This window comes from Kocuria sp. KKT182 (assembly GCF_055635395.1).
Map to the genome: position 1 here is coordinate 1 of NZ_JBVMVZ010000003.1, position 16,080 is coordinate 16,080.

General features: G+C 67.9%; 16 protein-coding genes. 15 read left to right on the forward strand and 1 reads right to left on the reverse strand.

Translation table 11 applies throughout. The features are described 5' to 3' along the window. From ACZ2G1_RS19030 to ACZ2G1_RS19040, 3 genes are all read left to right on the forward strand, one after another. Positions 1-960 (forward strand): hypothetical protein, encoded by a 960-nt coding sequence (locus ACZ2G1_RS19030; RefSeq protein ID WP_284563912.1) that lies wholly within the window; start codon positions 1-3, stop codon positions 958-960. Positions 961-1,219: 259 nt separating this feature from the next. Further along, on the forward strand, positions 1,220-1,576 hold the full coding sequence (locus ACZ2G1_RS19035; RefSeq protein WP_470377935.1) for a phosphatase PAP2 family protein: 357 nt from the start codon (positions 1,220-1,222) through the stop codon (positions 1,574-1,576). An 11-nt stretch (positions 1,577-1,587) separates the two neighbouring features. Then, entirely contained in the window at positions 1,588-2,025 is a 438-nt protein-coding gene (locus ACZ2G1_RS19040; RefSeq protein WP_284563910.1) for a hypothetical protein, read from the forward strand. A 121-nt stretch (positions 2,026-2,146) separates the two neighbouring features. On the opposite strand, the gene ACZ2G1_RS19045 is transcribed toward ACZ2G1_RS19040, so the two are convergent. Then, positions 2,147-2,491, reverse strand: a complete 345-nt coding sequence (locus ACZ2G1_RS19045; protein ID WP_284563909.1) for an ArsR/SmtB family transcription factor — start codon at positions 2,489-2,491, stop codon at positions 2,147-2,149. A 162-nt stretch (positions 2,492-2,653) separates the two neighbouring features. On the opposite strand from ACZ2G1_RS19045, the gene ACZ2G1_RS19050 reads away from it, so the two are divergent. Genes ACZ2G1_RS19050 through ACZ2G1_RS19105 form a run of 12 tightly spaced genes read left to right on the forward strand, consistent with a single transcriptional unit; the run spans position 2,654 to position 15,892 of the window. Beyond that, complete coding sequence (locus ACZ2G1_RS19050; protein WP_470377936.1) at positions 2,654-3,778, forward strand: transglycosylase SLT domain-containing protein; 1,125 nt, start codon at positions 2,654-2,656, stop codon at positions 3,776-3,778. Beyond that, a complete protein-coding gene (locus ACZ2G1_RS19055; protein ID WP_470377937.1) occupies positions 3,775-4,413 on the forward strand; it encodes a hypothetical protein in 639 nt (212 codons plus the stop codon). The genes ACZ2G1_RS19050 and ACZ2G1_RS19055 overlap by 4 nt, the downstream gene beginning before the upstream one ends. Then, a complete protein-coding gene (locus ACZ2G1_RS19060; RefSeq protein ID WP_470377938.1) occupies positions 4,410-5,975 on the forward strand; it encodes a hypothetical protein in 1,566 nt (521 codons plus the stop codon). The genes ACZ2G1_RS19055 and ACZ2G1_RS19060 overlap by 4 nt, the downstream gene beginning before the upstream one ends. Beyond that, a complete protein-coding gene (locus ACZ2G1_RS19065) occupies positions 5,975-7,396 on the forward strand; it encodes a MinD/ParA family ATP-binding protein (RefSeq protein WP_470377939.1) in 1,422 nt (473 codons plus the stop codon). The genes ACZ2G1_RS19060 and ACZ2G1_RS19065 overlap by 1 nt, the downstream gene beginning before the upstream one ends. Beyond that, positions 7,393-8,001, forward strand: a complete 609-nt coding sequence (locus tag ACZ2G1_RS19070) for a DUF6668 family protein (protein ID WP_470377940.1) — start codon at positions 7,393-7,395, stop codon at positions 7,999-8,001. Before ACZ2G1_RS19065 ends, ACZ2G1_RS19070 begins: the two co-directional genes overlap by 4 nt. A gap of 15 nt (positions 8,002-8,016) precedes the next feature. Continuing rightward, a complete protein-coding gene (locus ACZ2G1_RS19075) occupies positions 8,017-8,286 on the forward strand; it encodes a hypothetical protein (RefSeq protein WP_075872775.1) in 270 nt (89 codons plus the stop codon). A 48-nt stretch (positions 8,287-8,334) separates the two neighbouring features. Beyond that, positions 8,335-9,135, forward strand: coding sequence for a DUF8175 domain-containg protein (locus tag ACZ2G1_RS19080; protein WP_470377941.1), 801 nt, complete (start codon positions 8,335-8,337; stop codon positions 9,133-9,135). Continuing rightward, positions 9,135-10,793: a TrbL/VirB6 family protein gene (locus ACZ2G1_RS19085; protein ID WP_470377942.1), complete on the forward strand. Its 1,659-nt coding sequence runs from the start codon at positions 9,135-9,137 to the stop codon at positions 10,791-10,793. Before ACZ2G1_RS19080 ends, ACZ2G1_RS19085 begins: the two co-directional genes overlap by 1 nt. Beyond that, positions 10,790-12,322, forward strand: a complete 1,533-nt coding sequence (locus tag ACZ2G1_RS19090; protein WP_470377943.1) for an SCO6880 family protein — start codon at positions 10,790-10,792, stop codon at positions 12,320-12,322. The genes ACZ2G1_RS19085 and ACZ2G1_RS19090 overlap by 4 nt, the downstream gene beginning before the upstream one ends. Further along, a complete protein-coding gene (locus ACZ2G1_RS19095; protein WP_470377944.1) occupies positions 12,322-13,854 on the forward strand; it encodes a hypothetical protein in 1,533 nt (510 codons plus the stop codon). The genes ACZ2G1_RS19090 and ACZ2G1_RS19095 overlap by 1 nt, the downstream gene beginning before the upstream one ends. Next, positions 13,851-15,530 (forward strand): type IV secretory system conjugative DNA transfer family protein, encoded by a 1,680-nt coding sequence (locus ACZ2G1_RS19100; RefSeq protein WP_336650608.1) that lies wholly within the window; start codon positions 13,851-13,853, stop codon positions 15,528-15,530. The genes ACZ2G1_RS19095 and ACZ2G1_RS19100 overlap by 4 nt, the downstream gene beginning before the upstream one ends. Beyond that, positions 15,524-15,892, forward strand: coding sequence for a DUF4913 domain-containing protein (locus ACZ2G1_RS19105; RefSeq protein WP_470377945.1), 369 nt, complete (start codon positions 15,524-15,526; stop codon positions 15,890-15,892). Before ACZ2G1_RS19100 ends, ACZ2G1_RS19105 begins: the two co-directional genes overlap by 7 nt. The last annotated feature ends 188 nt before the right edge of the window (positions 15,893-16,080 follow it).

The window sequence follows — 16,080 nt, forward strand, 5'->3', positions numbered from 1 at the left end:
GTGCTGATTGACCTACTCAAGCCCTGCGCCGCGCTGGTCCTATTTGCCATCACGCTGCTGCGCCTGCCCGTTATCTTCGACCGGTCTCGCAGCCATGCCGCTTGGCTGGGCACCCTCCTGGGCGCCTTCGCCCTGTCGATCAATCCGGTCTTCATCACGGAGTACGAGGTCGATGCCCTACTTGGTGGACACAACTGGTTCCATCTCGTACGCAACGTTCTCGTCCTGGGAGCCATGTGGTTTTTGCGAGTGGCCCTGCTGAAGGCGCTACAGGCAGACCCTTGGTCCCGGCAGCGGCAACGTCTAGAAACGATGACCGCGGCCATCACCATTGGCCTGATGACGTTCTCGTTCTGGGGCATCGACAAGTCGCCGACCTCAATGGCATTTATCCCGGAGCACATCGACCAGTTGCCCACGCTGGTCTACGGCACGGTCTACATGGCCGCGGCCGCGGGGTTGATGTTCGATACCTTCTGGCGCGTACTCGATGGACTGCGAGAAAAGCGCCGGCGGCCCGCCCGGGTGCAGGTGGCACTGTCCTTGGTGTGTGCGGGGGCGCTGAGCATGGGTATCGCCTCAGTAATCGAGTGTCTCTACATGGCCGCGGATCACCTCCACGCTACTGACGGCCGGTTCATCATGGTCACGCATGCGGCATTCGGACCGCTGTACCTATCCGGGGCCGGTTTGCTGGCCGTCGGCCTGTTGGTTCTGGCAACCTCGGCGGCGCTTCGGCGTTGGCACCTGGGCGATCGCTACCATCTGGGCCGTCTCGTGGCGGAGCGCCAGGGGAGGGTGGGCCACGGCTTGGCCGTAGCGGCCCGCAGTCCGCGTCCTCGGCAGGATCTCTACAAGGCCATGATCGCCGCCTACGATGCCGAATCCCGTGGGGACATCCCTCCCTGCTCCAAGAGGAACAAGATGATGGAAGCCGTGGAGGCTCGCTTTGGTAGTTAGTACAGCAACAACGACCGAACACCGTGCCCGGAAGATCGCTGTTGCATTCAGCGAGGCGTTTCAACCTCCTCTGGTGCTTTCCGCCTTATTTGTGACGATGCCTTCCCTGGTCCAGGGAGCAGGGCTTGCCGGAGTCCTGTGGGGATTCTTAGGGGCGTGTGCGATCTGCCTGATCCCCTTCGCGGTAGTCATCGTCCTGGCCCGTCGAGGTGTCCTGTCTGACCATCACGTCAGCGACAAGAGGGAACGTGCCCCCGTCATGGCCGCCACCTTCGCGCTGGCGGCGCTTTATATGATGGCTTTGTTGACGTGGCAAGGTCCATCGATTCTGCTCGCTCTCGCTGTGGCTTTCGCCTCCGGGATGGTGGGGCTGATCATCATCAGCCCGTGGTGGAAGATCTCCGGACACGCCATGACGGCAGGAAGTGTGGCAGCCATTGCCACGTTGTCATGGGGCCTCTGGGGGCTGTTGGCCATCCCGGTGTGTGCCTTCGTGTGCATCAGCCGGGTGGTGTTGCGCGCCCATACCGCCAGTCAGGTGATAGCGGGGGCGACTTTCGGTGTGGCCGTCATCGGAGGCATCTACGCTGTGACGTACCGACTGCTAGTCGGGTAGAGGGAGCAGGCATGGAACAGGACGAGCGGACCCCGCAGCAGGTCCTGGCCAATAAGGTCAATTTGTTGCTCGACGCCCTGCCCGGCGAGGACGGCAAACCCCTGAACTTTCCTGCGATTCAGGCTGGCTTGCAGGAGCGGGGTGTCACTCTGGGGCGCACCAAGTGGTATTACCTCACCACCGGTCACCCAGCTCTTCGCACCGACCGCGAGCTGCTGAGCGCCATCGCTGATCTATTCGGTGTCGATCCTGGATTCCTCATGCACGAGGACGGCCCCTTACCCGACCAGGTCGAGCGGGAACTGAACATGATCATTTCCATGCGCCGCGCACAGGTCCGTGATTTCGCCATGCGCGCCCTCGGGGACATCGACCCCGCGGGACTTCAGGCCATCCTTGACGTGATCGAAAAGAACGAGAAGTCGTCTGCGGACGAGACACCCCAGTAGCCACTTCCTCTCGTTGTGATGCCGCTTCGTGTACCCCTATAGTTAGCCATGAACACGTTCATGAACAGGTTCACGAACCATTCGATGGGGCGGTCACGGGAAGGGAGGTTCGAGTAAGACTTCAGGGCACCACTGCGCCCTTATCGGGCATGCCCCCAAGCGCGTATTCCGCGAGGGCGGATAGCAACTTCTCTAAGTGCACCTGGTTCGCGTAGTACAGCATGGGGCGCCCCCGTCCGCACTGCGCCTCTGCTTTGACGGCACCTACGGCCTCGAGCTCGGTCAGCTGGGCACCGATGGTTTTGGCTGGGAGTCCTGTTTGGGCCACCAGTTCCGCGCGTAGTGCCGGCCCGTGCCCGAGGGCATGGATGATCGACAGCCGGACGGTGTTGCCGAAGACCTTGGCGGCTTGAGCGACGAGTTCGGACTGGCCTGCGGGACGGACTATGGACGGCACAAAAGCCATTGTGGCGCACCCGCGCTGAACACCCGACTCCGCACCCTCAACCAGCAGCTTCCAACACTCCTTGAAGGACTCTTATGGCTGCTTTACATAGACGAGACATGCTAGTTTTTAGAACTGTCTAAGACAGTTAAATGGATGGTGACCAGGAAAGGGAGGTGGCTCGTGGAAGAAGACAAGTCCAAGGGTTCCTCCGGTGTGGTTTTCGCTGCTCTGGCGCTGGTCGGGGTGGTGGCTGTGGGCGTGCCCGTGGTGGGTGTGGCCGGCCTCGCGTTGGTGTCGGACATGCAGGTATCGGCCGGCGGGTGCACCCCTGCCACGGTCGTCTCCGGTGAGGACTCCGCCGATGGCGTGATCAACGTCCCTAACGGTTGGAGACCGTTGGTGGAGGAGGCTGCCAAAACGGCCGGACTCCCTGCCAGTGTCGCGGCCGCCCAGCTCGAGCAGGAGTCCAACTGGAACCCGAACGCCGGCAGTTCCGCCGGGGCCCGGGGCATCGCCCAGTTCATGCCCGAGACCTGGGCTCAGTACGGGAACGGTGGGGACGTGACTGATCCCGAGGACGCGATCCCTGCCTATGGGCGCTACATGGCAGAGCTCAGGAATGAGGTGAAGTCCCTGGCCGGCGACGACGCGGACCAGCTGGTGCGTCTGACCCTGGCTGCCTACAACGCCGGCCCCGGCGCGGTCGCCCAGCACGAGGGTGTGCCGCCGTTCGCGGAGACCCAGCGCTACGTGGAGACGATCCTCTCCGGTGGACAGATCGAGTTCTCGCCCGGGTGTGAGGCCCCCACCGGGGGCAAGGCATGGGACGGGGACCTGGGCGACGGGGAGTGGACCGCGCCCCTGCCGGGTGGGAAGTTCACCTCCGGCTACGGGGGCCGCAATGTGCCCGAGGTGCCCCAGTGGGCGCAGAACCACGTGGGGCTGGACTTCGCCACCCCTGGTGCCGGTTCCGGGGCTGGTGGGCCGGTGATCGCCCCGACCGATCTGCGGATTACCGGGTTCAACGACACCGATGGGTGCGTGATCGCCAAGGTCGACAACGACGACGATCCCGATTTTGGGTTCGCCTTCTGCCACCTGAACTCCTGGGGCGTGAAGAGGGGCCAGCGCCTCACCCGCGGTGAGGTGATCGGCACGGAGGGCAACCGGGGACAGTTCGGCATGGCCACGCACCTGCACTTTGAGATCTACCGGCCCGGGGCCCCCGACGTCGTTTTCCCCTATCAGGGCTTCAACATCGACCCCGAGCCGATCCTGCGAGAGAAAGGAGCGTGGCCGCAATGAGCCGCCACTACCCCCACCTGATCACTGCCCTGGCCCTGGGCGCCCTGCCCCTGGCGGCGTGCTCAACCAGCCCGGCTCAGGAGACGTCCGCCCCGTCCAGTGCTGCGGCCTCGGCCAGCTCGTCTCCGGCCGCCTGGCCTACGCACAGCAGCTTCCCCACCCCGGAGGTGCCCGGGGAGGGGACGTTCCCGCGTGTTCAGGACGTGGACCGCACCGATGTGGACTCCACCGCCCGAGCGGCCGCGCTCCTGCTGCACTCCTGGGACACGGCCAGCGATCGCACCGAGACGGCGGCCGCGGTCCGCACCAAGCCGCTCATGTCGGACGAGTGGGCGGCTCAGCAGGTCGAGCCGGAGCGCAATGCCTCCCAGGGGGCGTGGCTGGAGCCCGCCTCGCACGGGGCCTACAGCCGGGCTCAGGCGGTGTCGGCGATCGGGGACGTGACCCGCGACGTCGGGCAGGACAAGGCGGTGCGGGCGTACAAGGTGACTTGGCGGTGGGCCAGCCGCGACGGGGAACCGGCCGACGGCACCGGTACCCGGCACGTGACGATCTACCTGGAGAAGCACTCCGGGGCCTGGGACGTCGTGGGCCACCAGTCCCACGACCTGCCCGCCGGGGAGGCCGCCTCGTGAGCCCGGCCGTGCACTCCTGGCCGGTGATCACCCTGGCCTTCGGCGCGGAGCAGATCGTGGCCGATGCACAGGGAGAGGTGCTGACCTATCCGGTGCTCGATGCCGGTGCTACCCACGAGGTCGCCGCGGACGCGGCCACAGAAGCCTGCCGGCGGCTGGGGTTGAAGGCGTGCCGGGTGCAGGGCCACACCGAGGACGGGTCCGTGTTCGAGATGGTCGTGGACGCCGAACTCGGCACCCTGGAGGAGTACGAGCCCCCGGCTGGCCCCGGGCCTGCCACCAGCAATGGGGTCCGGCAGGGCGGGAGCAGCACCAGCACGCGCACGGCGGGTGCCCGGTCTGGGAACCAGCGTCGTCGTGCCCTGGCGATCTGGGGCAGCGTCGGGATTCTGGGATTGACGGCCGGCACCTCGGTGGCGATGAACCTGACCGACGATGACCGGGAGCCGGTCGCGGTGGTGCACACCCCGCCCCCAGCGCAGCTGCCGGTGCCGGCCCCTGCCGGATGGGACACCTACGGCGCCTGGGCCACGCCCATGTCCGGGTCCCAGGTGAAGGCGGTCCTGGACTGGGAAGGCCGCCCGGTCAGTGTCGAGGGCAGCAAGCTCATTGGCCACGACCCCGACACCGGGGTGGAGCAGTGGAGCCGTAGCGCGCCGTTCACCGTGACCCAGCTGGCGATGTTCACCGTGGACGGGCAGATCCGCCTGGCGGCCGCCACCGGCAAGGAGCTGGTGCTGTTCACCCCGGACTCCTCGGACCCGATCCGGGTGGAAGTCCCCCAGGAGGCCAGTGTGGTCCTGGACGGCGGCACGGTGCCCCGGCTGGATCTGCCCACCAAGAAGTCCCTGCTGGTGAAGGCGGACGGGTCCACCGTCTCCCGGGTGGTTCCGGCGGCCGCCAAACCGCTGGAAGCCCAGGATGCGGATCTGATCGCTGCCGATACCAAGGCTGGGAAGGTGTGGCGGGTCGGCACCGACTCCGCCGCCCTGCCTAAGCCGGCGACCCTGCCGGCCCCGGCCAAGGGCGCGGAACTCACCGCCGTGCTCGGCAGTGTTCAGGGCCGGGTGGTGGCCGCGTGGAAGGACGGCAAGCAGACCGTGGTCGGCTTCTACGACGTCGACGAGGCCACCGAGGCGACCTCGGTGAAGCAGGTCGCGATGCGCGAGCTCGACGGCGCCCAGATCACCACCTCCACCGTGCAGGCCGATCGGGTCCACGGGCTGCTGCTGGCCTCCACGGTGCTGGTCGATGTGGAAGCCACCACCGCCCACCGCCTCGATGGCCAAGCCAAGCTGGCCGCCGGCTATGCCTGGGTCACCGACAACGGCAAGCAGGCCCAGGTCACCCGCGACGGACAGACGGAGGCGACCACCAGGGCGGATCAGGCGGCGGTGCCTGACGTCATCACGGACAGCGGGATGGCGATGACTCGGGTGGCCGGGTCCACCGATGGCTCCCTCTACGCCCTTCTCGTTTCCGGCCCCACCCCCACAGCCAGCCCCACTGCCAGCACTTCACCGACTGCGAGCCCTACCCCCGCTGCCAAGGAGACCCCCTGATGAGAATGACCGCGACGATCGACTCCACCGGTGCCGTGCACCTGGACACCGACGGGGAGGCGACCCAGGAGAACCACTCCTCCGTGGGCGATGCCCGCCGCTCGGTGATAGCCACGGCAAAGACCCTGGCGGAGCAAACCAACCAGGACATGCAGCTGCACATCGAGGACCCCTCCGGGTCCCGCACGTTCCTGGTCGGTGCCGATGGCACCTCCCGGCAGGAGAGCGCGGCACCGGCCACCGTGCAGGTCCCGGCTGAGTCCGTGGCCACGGTGGAGCCGGTGGCTGCCCCGGTCGAGTCTCCTGAGCCTGAGTCGGTGCCTGCAGTGGAGTCGGTGGTGCCGGCGTCGGTGGAGACGGCCCCGGTGACTGCTGCGGCTGAGGAGGATCAGGCTGTTGCACCGGCTGCGGCGGCTGCTCCCGCACCTAATCCGTTCCTCGGCGGCCGCCCCTCCACGGCTCAGGCGGTGGCGGAGTCCGAGTCGGCTGGCAGCCGGCGGGAGTCGTTGCCGTCCTTCGTGGATCGCCCCGAGGTGGACGCCCCGGCCCAGCGCGGGTGGCGTGGTGCGCTGAACTCGATAGGTCTGAGCCTGGCGCCCTCGGCCGCGGAGCTGAGCCAGCGCCAGGATGAGGCCGCGGTGTCGGCCCACTGGGCCGGCCCGCGCACGATCGCCGTCCTGAACCCCAAGGGCGGGGCCGGGAAGACCCCCACGGTGATCTGCCTGGCCGCTGTGTTCGCCCGCCTCTCCGGTGGTGGGGTGCTGGCCTGGGACAACAACAACTCCCTGGGCTCCCTGGGGTGGCGCACCTTCGATGCCGGGCACGAGGCGACCGTGGTGGATCTGTTGGGGCGCACCGAGCACTTCATGACTTCCGATGCCCGGGTGGGGGACCTGTCCGGCTACGTCCACCACCAGCCGGCCGACCGGTACGACGTGCTGCGCTCCGATGACCGCTCCGGGGACCAGGAGCGGCACATGGTCACCGGGGATGAGGTGGACCGGCTGCACGCGGTGGCCGCGAAGTATTACCGGGCGATCGTGATGGATTCGGGCAACACCGAACGCGGGGCGAACTGGCAGGCGATGATCAGCCACGCCGATCAGGTGGTGATCCCGGTGAAGTCCGTCGATGACGCCGCCGAAGGCGCCTCCCGGGTACTGGCCGCCCTGCACACCGGAGACACCCACGCCCAGGAGCTGGCGCGCAACGCGGTGGTGGTGGTGCTGTGCTGCGAGCCCGGCCACCAGAAGACCAAGGCCACGGAACTGGCCGCCGAATTCGCTCCCTACGCCCGGGCGGTGGTCACGATCCCCTATGACCGGGCGCTGGTGGAGGGTCGGGTGCGGTTCTCCGCGATGACCCCGGCCACCCGCCGGGCCTGGCTCCGAGCCGGGGCAGCAGTGCGGGAGGGCCTGTGATCGTGGACAGTCCCCGCAACCCCTTCGTGGCAGCGCCGGAGGTCGTCGAAGAGGAGGACCCGATGGAGGAGGACCCGATCCTGGGGTCCCGGGACTCCATCCGCGGCCCGCAGAACCCCCAGCAGAGGCTGGCCGAGGAACCAGTGCCCGCCGAGGAGTCGGCGGCCCCGGTGGAGGTCACCCCGGCCACGCTGTGGCTGGTCGGTGCCTCCGGCGGAGTGGGCACCTCCACTCTGGCCGGGCTGTGCTCCGAGCAGGTCGTGGACGCGGCGGTGCAGGAGCCGGAGTGGGCGGGACGGGCGCTGCTGGTGTGCTCCACCAGCGCGTCCTCCCTGGAGTCAGCGGCCCAGCTGGCGCGCAAGTCCGCCACCGGGCAGCTGCCCTATGAGCTGGTCGGTCTGGTCATTGTCCATGACCGGCCCAAGAACCGGATCACCAAGCCCACCCTGAGCTTCGCCCGGGGTGTGGCGCGCATGTTCCCGGTGGCCATGACAGTCCCCTACGAGTCGTCGTGGCGCGAGGTCGGCGTCACCCCCAGCCCTTCCAGCACCCGGCTGAAAACCGTGCTGCGGAAGATCGAAAAAATCGCCCACACCGGGCACTGAGAAAGGAACCCCCCAATGTTCGTCAACACCCTCAACGCCCTGATGATCCCGGCCATCAACGCCACCCCCACCCAGCCCCCGGGCATGGAAAACGTGACCATGATCCTCGGTTGGATTCTCTGGGCCGCCGGCTTGGTGCTGTTCGTCTACTTCATCTTCGGACTCGTCACGGCCGGGCGGAACCGCCGCCGCGGTGATGAGGTCGAGGCCCCGGTGTGGCCGCTGGTCGCTGCTGCTCTGCTCGGGGCGGCCGGGGCGATCTGGAACATGATCACCGGCGGCTGAGCCGGTCCCAGATCCTCAACCGGCACCGCAACGACAGGGAGACCCCCGATGGACACGAACAACAACGACGCAACCCGGACCCGCCCCCGCTGGTTCGGCCCGGCCCTGATCGCCCTGGTGCTGCTGCTGGTCGCGGTGGCCGGGGTGACCATCCGCAACCTCACCACCGATGAAAGCCGGGCCCAGGACCCCGAGACCCCTGCTGCCTCGACCGCCCCCACCCCCGGGGCAGCCGAGGCCGTTGCCCCCCAGCTGGGGGAGGACTTCGCCTGGGACTGCCAAGCACAGCTGAACCAGGACGCGGTGTCGGTGGCTGATGAGGCCCCCGAGGTGCAGGACTGGGTGGCCGCCGGCTACAACGTGGTGCCCTCCTCCCCGGAGTTCGGCGGCTGTGAGCGACGGGACTCCGGACTGCGAGTCGGCTATGCCCGCTCCGAAGCCGGGGCGCTGATGGCTGCGGCGACCTACGCGATGGCGCTGGACCCCTCAGTGAGCGAGGAGGCCGCGGAGGACGTCGAAGTGGCAATGGTGGAAGGTCCCAACCGGGACCGAATCGAGGAAAAAGCTCAGCGCATCCGCGACGGTGTGGAAGAAGGCACCGATGGCTCGGCCACGGCCTCCTCAACGCTGATCGGCTACTCCCAAGACCACTACACCGATGAGGCTGCCTCCTACCGGCTGGTCTATGACCTGCCCTCGGGTAACGGCCTCACGCAAAAAATCACCGGCCAGGTCGATGTGGTGTGGGAGGACGGGGACTGGAAGCTGGACCCGGCCTCGGGCACGGACATGATCACCGGTGATCAGTACCAGGGCCAGCCTTACGTCCAGTGGGGACCCAAGGTCTGATGGAGTTCATCAGTGACATGGCGAGCAGCATCGCCGGGGACACGGTGGAGAAGCTGATCCTGTTCATGGCCGGGTGGCTGATCGAAATCTTCACCACCATGCTCGATTTCGTGGGCACCTGGTGGCTGAACATCGGCGCCCCCGAAATGGGCGCAGGCTCGGCCACCGAACGGGTGCAGACCGCCACGACGACCTTTGTCGGGGTCGCGGGCATCGTCGGAACAGCCTTCGCCGTGCTGCGCATCGCCAGGGATCACAGTCGGGAGTCGGCCGAGAACCTGGTGATGGGGCTGATCCGCACCGTGGTGGTCTCCGGGCTGGCGGTATCGATGGTCGCGCTGTCCCTGGCGGTCACCGATGAGGTCGCCCCGTGGCTGGTGGACACCATCGCCGGCAACGCGGCCCGGGACGGGCTGGGGCAGTCGATGGGCCTGGATGCTGTGACCGGGTCAACGATGGCGCTGACCACCGCTGGAATTCTGATCGTGTTGGCGCCCTTCGCCATCCTCGGGGCGATCCTCAACGCGGCCCTGGTGATCTTCTCCTACGGGGTGGCCGGTGCCCTGTGCGGCATCCTGCCGATCTTCGCCGCCGCCTCTACCACGGAGCGGGGACGAAAGGCATTCGACAAAGCGGTGGGCTGGCTGATCTCGGTGATCCTGTTCAAGCCGGTCGCGGCCGTGCTCTACGGCTTCGGCCTGGCGCTGATGAACGGGATCAGCGGTACCGGTGACGGTGAGGTGGCCAACCAGGTCATCACCCTGCTCACCGGCACCGTGATCATCTTCTCCGCCTGCCTGTCGATGCCCGCCCTGGCCCGTGTCATGGTCCCGGCCGTCAGCGCCGGGCCGCGCGGTATGGGTGCTGGTGGGCTGGCGATGCTCGGTGGTGCGGTGGCCATCGGCGCGCTCACCGCTGGTGTCGGCACGGCCGCCGCCGGAGCGGCCGCCGCGGGTGCTGCCGGCGCGGGTGCTGGTGCTGCCGGGGCCGGTGCCGGAGCTGCCGGTGCTGCCGGGGCCGGTGCGGGAGCTGCTGGTGCTGCCGGTGGTGGAGCTGGTGGCGCTGGAGTTGCCGGGGCTGGCTCTGGTGCTGGGGCCGGTGCTTCGGGGGCCGGAGCCGGTGCCTCCGGCGCTGGTGCCAGTTCGGGTGCTGGGGGTGGTTCCTCCACCGGCTCCAGTGCCTCCAGTTCGACCGGGGCGCCGGGATCGACTGGTGCTGGTGGTGGCTCTCCCTCGGCTGGTGGACCGGCCGGTGCCGAGAACGTGGAGAGCACCACAGCCGGTGCAGCTCCTACCTCCGCACCAGGGACCACGACCGGTGGTGCCTCGGGCGCGGAGAACGTGCAAAGTCCCACCACGGGTGCTGCCCCCAACAGTGCAGCAGGCACCGGCACGGGCGGGGCCTCCGGTGCGGAGCAGGTGCAGAGCTCGAGCCCGTCCCCGGCCGCTGCCGGTGGGGCATCTGAGGCGTCTGGGCCGGCCGCTGCCGAGGCGGTGGCTCCGACGAATGGTGCTGGGCCGACCGGGCATCCGGGCGGGGAAGGGTCCTCGGTGACGGGGGCCAAGAAACCGTTGATCAACGGCCAACGGCTGGAATTCGGGCTGCGGGAAGTCGTCCGGGACGCTGAGCACTCCATTGAAAGTGGTGAGGATCTGTGAGTAGCAACCAGGTAATCGTGCGGCAGTACGGCAACATCGCTGAGGACAAGACGGCCGGGCTGCTGGGGTTCTCGATGGCCTCCACCGTGGTCCTCGGGGTGGGGTCGGTGCTGGTGTTCTTGTTCATCATGGCCTCTCAGATCTGGGTGGCCGCCGGCATCGCGGTGGCCGCGTTCATCGTGGCCACCGTGCTCGGCGCCAAGGACCGCAACGGCCGATCCAAGCCGGAGCGGTGGGTGGCGCGCAAGATGTTCTCCCGGGCGGAGAAGAAGAATCGCACCACCTACAAGGCCGGTCCGACCTCGCAGATCCCGGATGGTTCGTTCCGCGCCCCGGGCGTGCTGGCGGCGACCGAGCCGGTGACCTTCACCGACCTGTTCGGCCACCAGGGGGTGATGCTGTGGCACCCGAAGCTGAAGACCGGAACCGTGTTCGTCATCGCCAACTCCTCCGGGCTGGGGTTGCTGGACCAGGACCGGGTGGACCGGATGGTGGGCACCTGGGCGGCGTTCCAGCGTGACGCCGGGGCCAACACCGAGCTGGTGCAGGTCTCGGTCACCACCCAGTCCACCACCGACCCCGGGGAGCGGCTGCCGGATGCGGTGGCGGTGGGACGGGCTCAGGCGGGGTCCCAGTCGGTGCCGGCCTTCGCGAGGGCGACGATGGACGAGGTGGTCACCGACCTCAATCAGGACGTGCCCAAGCTGGAGCAGTGGATCGCGCTCACGTTCAGCGCCAAGGCCAATGAGGGTGAGGGGGTGCCCGAGCGCACCGCCGAGGAGCTGGCCACGGACGTCTCCTCGCTGCTCAGTGGGTTCCTGGAGCAGCTGGAGCAGGCCGGGGCCGGATCGGTGTCACTGATGCAGGAGAGTGATCTGATCGACCAGACCTATGTGGCCTACAACCCGTTGGCCGCTGCCGCCGTCGAGAAGGCCCGGCTGTCCGAGGCCGGCACCGGGCTGCGCTGGGAGGAAGTCGGCCCCTCCGCCGCCCGCGTGGTCGGTTCCCCTGGAAGGTATGAGCACGGCGGGGTGGTGTCGAAGTCCTGGCAGATGTGGCGTCCCCCCGCCGGCACCTTCCGGGAAAACGCGCTGGTGGCGTTGCTGGCCCCGAACGCGGAGATGGTGCAGAAGCGGGTCACGGTGTTCTACCGGCCCCAGTCCCCGGACAAGTCCGCCACCCAGGTCCAGCAGTCCCTCACCAACGCGCAGTTCGCGGCGAACCAGAAGAACCGCCGGCCCACCAGCTCCCAGATCATCGCCCTGGAGAAGGCGCGGAAGGCCGAACGCGAGCAGGCCGAGGGCGCGTCGCTGGTGCGGTTCTCGATCGTCGTGACCGCCACCGTCGAGCGGCCCGAGCAGTTGCCGCGGGTGGCGGCCACGTTGCGGCGCAACGCTTCCCAGGGCGTGCAGCTGGGCCTACGGGAGTGCGACTACAACGACGACGCGGCGTTCGCGTTCAACCTCGGTCTGGGCGTGGTGCCCGATGCCGTGGCGACGATTCCGGCTGATGTGCGAAAGGCGCTGTGATGTCTGTTTTCGACCAGCTCACCGATGCGGTCCTCAATAAGTTCTTCGGCCGGTCCGCTGCTCAGAGCAACGGGCAATTCCGGGAGCTCACGGAGAAGGGCATGGACGTCACCCACGGCGGGATGGCCTCCTGGGTGGAGGCCCCGCCGGAGTTCACCGCGACCTCCAATCAGACGGCCGGGCTGTGGCCGTTTGCCGTGGGCACTTCCTCCCCGTTGGTGGGGGCGGTGTTGGGGCGCAATCAGCTCAACGGCTCGGTGGTGTGCGGGGACCCGATCAACCTGTTCCTGCGCGGGATCATTTCCTCCCCGTCCTGCTTCATCCTGGGCTTGCAGGCCCGGGGGAAGTCCTCGGTGGCGGTGCGTATGGCCCTGGCCCTAGTCGACCAGGGGTTCCTGTTCGTCGGGGCCAGCGATGTGAAGCCGGACCTGGCCGGGCTGACCGTCGAGGTCGGTGGCCAGGTGATCCGGGTCGCCCCCGGGGTGGGCTCGATCAACCCGCTCGATGCTGGGCCGTTGTGGCGCCGGCTGGCTGAGCTGCCCGAGGCGCTGCAACGGCAGATGCACGCGGAGATCCACAGCCGCCGCCTCAACGCCCTCACCGGACTACTGGAGCTGGTCTTCAAAGCACCGCTGGATGCCCGACAGCAGGAGCCCACGGTGCTGTCAATGGCGATCACCGAGGCCGCCGAGCACGCCGAGAGCCAGGGCCGGCAGCCGATCATCCAAGACGTGGTGGACGTGATCACCGCCGCCCGGCCGGCGATCATGGCCGCGATCCTGGTCGACGACGAGACGGCCTACCGGGGGCAGGTGCGCAACCTGTTGGCCGGGCTCAACGCCCTGGGTGCACACGGGCCGTTCGGGGACGTGTTCTGCCGCCAGACCTCCGAGGAAATGCAGATTGATCAGTCGGTGGACTTCGATCTGTCGGCCATCGACGAGACGCTGCTGGATCTGCGGGCAGCCGTGCAGATCGTGTGCTGGTCCTACGCCCAAGCCGGGATCTCCGCAGCCAAGACCCTGGCCGAGGCCGGGCTGATGGAAGAACGCCACCACCTGATGATCATGGACGAACTGTGGCAGGCCCTGCGCGCCTCCGAGCTGCTGGTCCACCAGATCGACGGCATCACCCGGCTCAACCGCACCAAGGGCCTGGGGCAGCTGTTGATCACCCACTCCATGAAAGACCTCCAGCTGAGCACCGAGGAGCTGACGAAGATCGCCACCGGGTTCATGGAGCGCTCCTCCATGAAGGTCCTCGGTGGGCTGGCCCAGAACGAGATGGGGATGCTCGAGACGGTCTTCCCGCTCTCCGAGCAGGAGAAGGCGCTGCTGGTGGCCTGGTCCGCCGAAGGCTCGGTGAACCCCAAGACCGGGCGCACCTCGCCCCCTCCAGGACGCGGCCGGTTCATGTTGAAGACCGGGGAAGCCCCCGGGGTGCCCTTCCAGACCAACCTCACCGCCGGGGAACTGCGGGTCCACGACACGAACGCCGCCTGGGCGGCCGCACAGGCACGGGTGAACGCATGAACACCAACGACCAGAACAAGAGCTTCATCGGCATCCTGATCCTGTTCACCGCCGTGATGGGCGCGGTGGGCCTGGTGCACCTGGGCAACGTGCTGACCCCGATCACCGGGGACCTGCCCTGGAACCCGTTCACCTTGGGCATCCAGCTGGCCACCGGGGCCGTGGACTGGCCGATGGCCGCGACCTTCCTCGTGGGCCTGGAGGTGGTGGCCGGTGTGGCCGCGCTGATGGTGTGGGGCACCCGCACCCCGTCCAAGACTCAGGAGGCTGCACAGCGGATGAGCCCTCCGGGTCGGATCAACCCGGCCATGACTGCGGCGCGCACCACGGAGGCGCACCGGCTGCACCCGGAGGCACAGGGCATTGGTCCGGGGCTGACGATCGGGCTGGTGGGTAAGAACCCGATCTATCAGGGGTGGCGGGAGTGCTCGGCCCATGTGTGGGGCACCGGACGGGGCAAGACCACCTCCCAGGTGATCCGGCATGCCACCGAGGCGCCTGGAGCGTTCGTGATGACGTCGAACAAGGTGGACGGCGTGGCCGAGGTCCTGGCCGCCCGCACCACGCCGGGCAGCACCGTGTGGCTGTTCGACCCGCAACGCATCTGGCGCGACAGCTCCCGCCCGGCCATGATCTTCAACCTCCTGGCCACCGTCACCGATACCGTCTCGGCCGGGGAGGTCGCCTCGATCTTCGAGACGGCCTCGGCCTCTGGGTCGGCCGGGGGCAAGGGCGATCCGCAGTTCGACTCCCAAGGCCGGGACTACCTGTCCTGGTGCCTGCTGGCGGCCGCCAAAAGCGGCAAAACGCTCTCGGACGTGCTGGCCTGGGTGTCCTCGGCCAACTTCCTGGAACCGGCCGAGGATCTGGAACAGGCCGGGCACACCGGCCCGGCATCGGCGTTGCAGGGCATGGGGCGTCAGCCCGAGGACACCCGGGGGTCGGTGGCTGCCAGTGCCCAGCGCATGTCCTCGGCCCTGGTGCACGACGAGTTGCTGGCCTGGTCCACCCCCACCCCGGGGGTGCCGGTGTTCGACCCGCACCGGTTCGTCACCAGCAAGGACACCCTGATCCTGCTCACCCAAGACGCTGTCGGGTCTGGGGCGGCGTTCGTCTCCACACTGGTCTACGCGGTGGTCACCGCCGCCCAGCACGCCGCCCGCCGGACTGGGGGCCGGCTGCCGGTGCCGCTGGTGGCTGACCTCGATGAGGTCGGCAACGTGGTGAAGCTCAAGCAGCTGCCCGAGTGGTACTCGTTCTTCGGGTCGATGGGCATCGTCGTCTCCGCCTACTTCCAGACCAAAGGCCAAGGCGTAGACATGCTCCAGCGCACCGGGTGGGACACCCTGTGGTCGGCGGCCGCGGTGAAGGTCTACGGCGGTGGCTCCGATGACGCGGATTTCCTGGAGTCGCTACGCAAGCTCATCGGCACCTACGACGCGAAGGTACGCAGCACCTCCACCTCCCGGGGCGTGGCGTCCCGGTCGGTGCAGACCGTCCAGCGCGACATCATGCCCGTCTCCAAGCTCTCCGAGCTCCCCGCTGGGTACGCCTGGGTGAAAACCTCCACCGGCGGCGGCACCATCGTGCGCACCGTGCGGTGGTTCGAGGACAAGGACCTGACAGCCCGCATCAGCCCGGTCCTGGACCGGATCACGGAAGGACAGCGGTGGTGAGTGAAGCAGTTGAGCAGGACACGGAGACCGTGGAACGCCCCACGCAAAGGGAGTTCGTGACCTGGGTCGAGGAGTTCGTCTCCCGGCTGGAGTCGGTGGACCGCTCCTCCAACAGGCATTGGTGTCCGCAGTGGTGGGCCCACACCGAGGCCGTGGACCGCCTGTCTGCCCTGCACACCCAGTGGTTGATGGCATCGGAAGAGAACAGCTTGTCCTCCTGGTGGGTGGATCACTTCGACCGCCACGCCTCCATCCTGTTCTCCCCACACGGCCCCTTCGGAGGATGCGGCACCAAGCACGTCGAGAAAGGCATCCGCCGCACCCTCGCAACCGAACAGCCCCCCGCCGAATGGACCTGGTGAGCATCTAGACCAGGAGCACAGCGCCATCTCTTTCCAACAGGCGCCGGGTTCCTCCACTGAGATCACGACGGGCTTCGCTTGGCCATCTAGGACAGCAGTGATCGAGCCGTTGCCATCATGGTCAATAACATCGCGGACTCAAGCAGTCAGTGCATCAGCTGGCGGAATTGAGGGTGTCGCGCTAAACG

What these genes read in the sequence shown, in the direction of transcription:
- ACZ2G1_RS19040 (WP_284563910.1), top strand. Translation starts at nt 1,588, where the DNA reads ATGGAACAGGACGAGCGGACCCCGCAGCAGGTCCTGGCCAATAAGGTC.
- ACZ2G1_RS19100 (WP_336650608.1), top strand. Translation starts at nt 13,851, where the DNA reads ATGAACACCAACGACCAGAACAAGAGCTTCATCGGCATCCTGATCCTG.
- ACZ2G1_RS19045 (WP_284563909.1), bottom strand. Translation starts at nt 2,491, where the DNA reads ATGGCTTTTGTGCCGTCCATAGTCCGTCCCGCAGGCCAGTCCGAACTC.
- ACZ2G1_RS19075 (WP_075872775.1), top strand. Translation starts at nt 8,017, where the DNA reads ATGTTCGTCAACACCCTCAACGCCCTGATGATCCCGGCCATCAACGCC.
- ACZ2G1_RS19055 (WP_470377937.1), top strand. Translation starts at nt 3,775, where the DNA reads ATGAGCCGCCACTACCCCCACCTGATCACTGCCCTGGCCCTGGGCGCC.
- ACZ2G1_RS19065 (WP_470377939.1), top strand. Translation starts at nt 5,975, where the DNA reads ATGAGAATGACCGCGACGATCGACTCCACCGGTGCCGTGCACCTGGAC.
- ACZ2G1_RS19095 (WP_470377944.1), top strand. Translation starts at nt 12,322, where the DNA reads ATGTCTGTTTTCGACCAGCTCACCGATGCGGTCCTCAATAAGTTCTTC.
- ACZ2G1_RS19080 (WP_470377941.1), top strand. Translation starts at nt 8,335, where the DNA reads ATGGACACGAACAACAACGACGCAACCCGGACCCGCCCCCGCTGGTTC.
- ACZ2G1_RS19035 (WP_470377935.1), top strand. Translation starts at nt 1,220, where the DNA reads ATGGCCGCCACCTTCGCGCTGGCGGCGCTTTATATGATGGCTTTGTTG.
- ACZ2G1_RS19085 (WP_470377942.1), top strand. Translation starts at nt 9,135, where the DNA reads ATGGAGTTCATCAGTGACATGGCGAGCAGCATCGCCGGGGACACGGTG.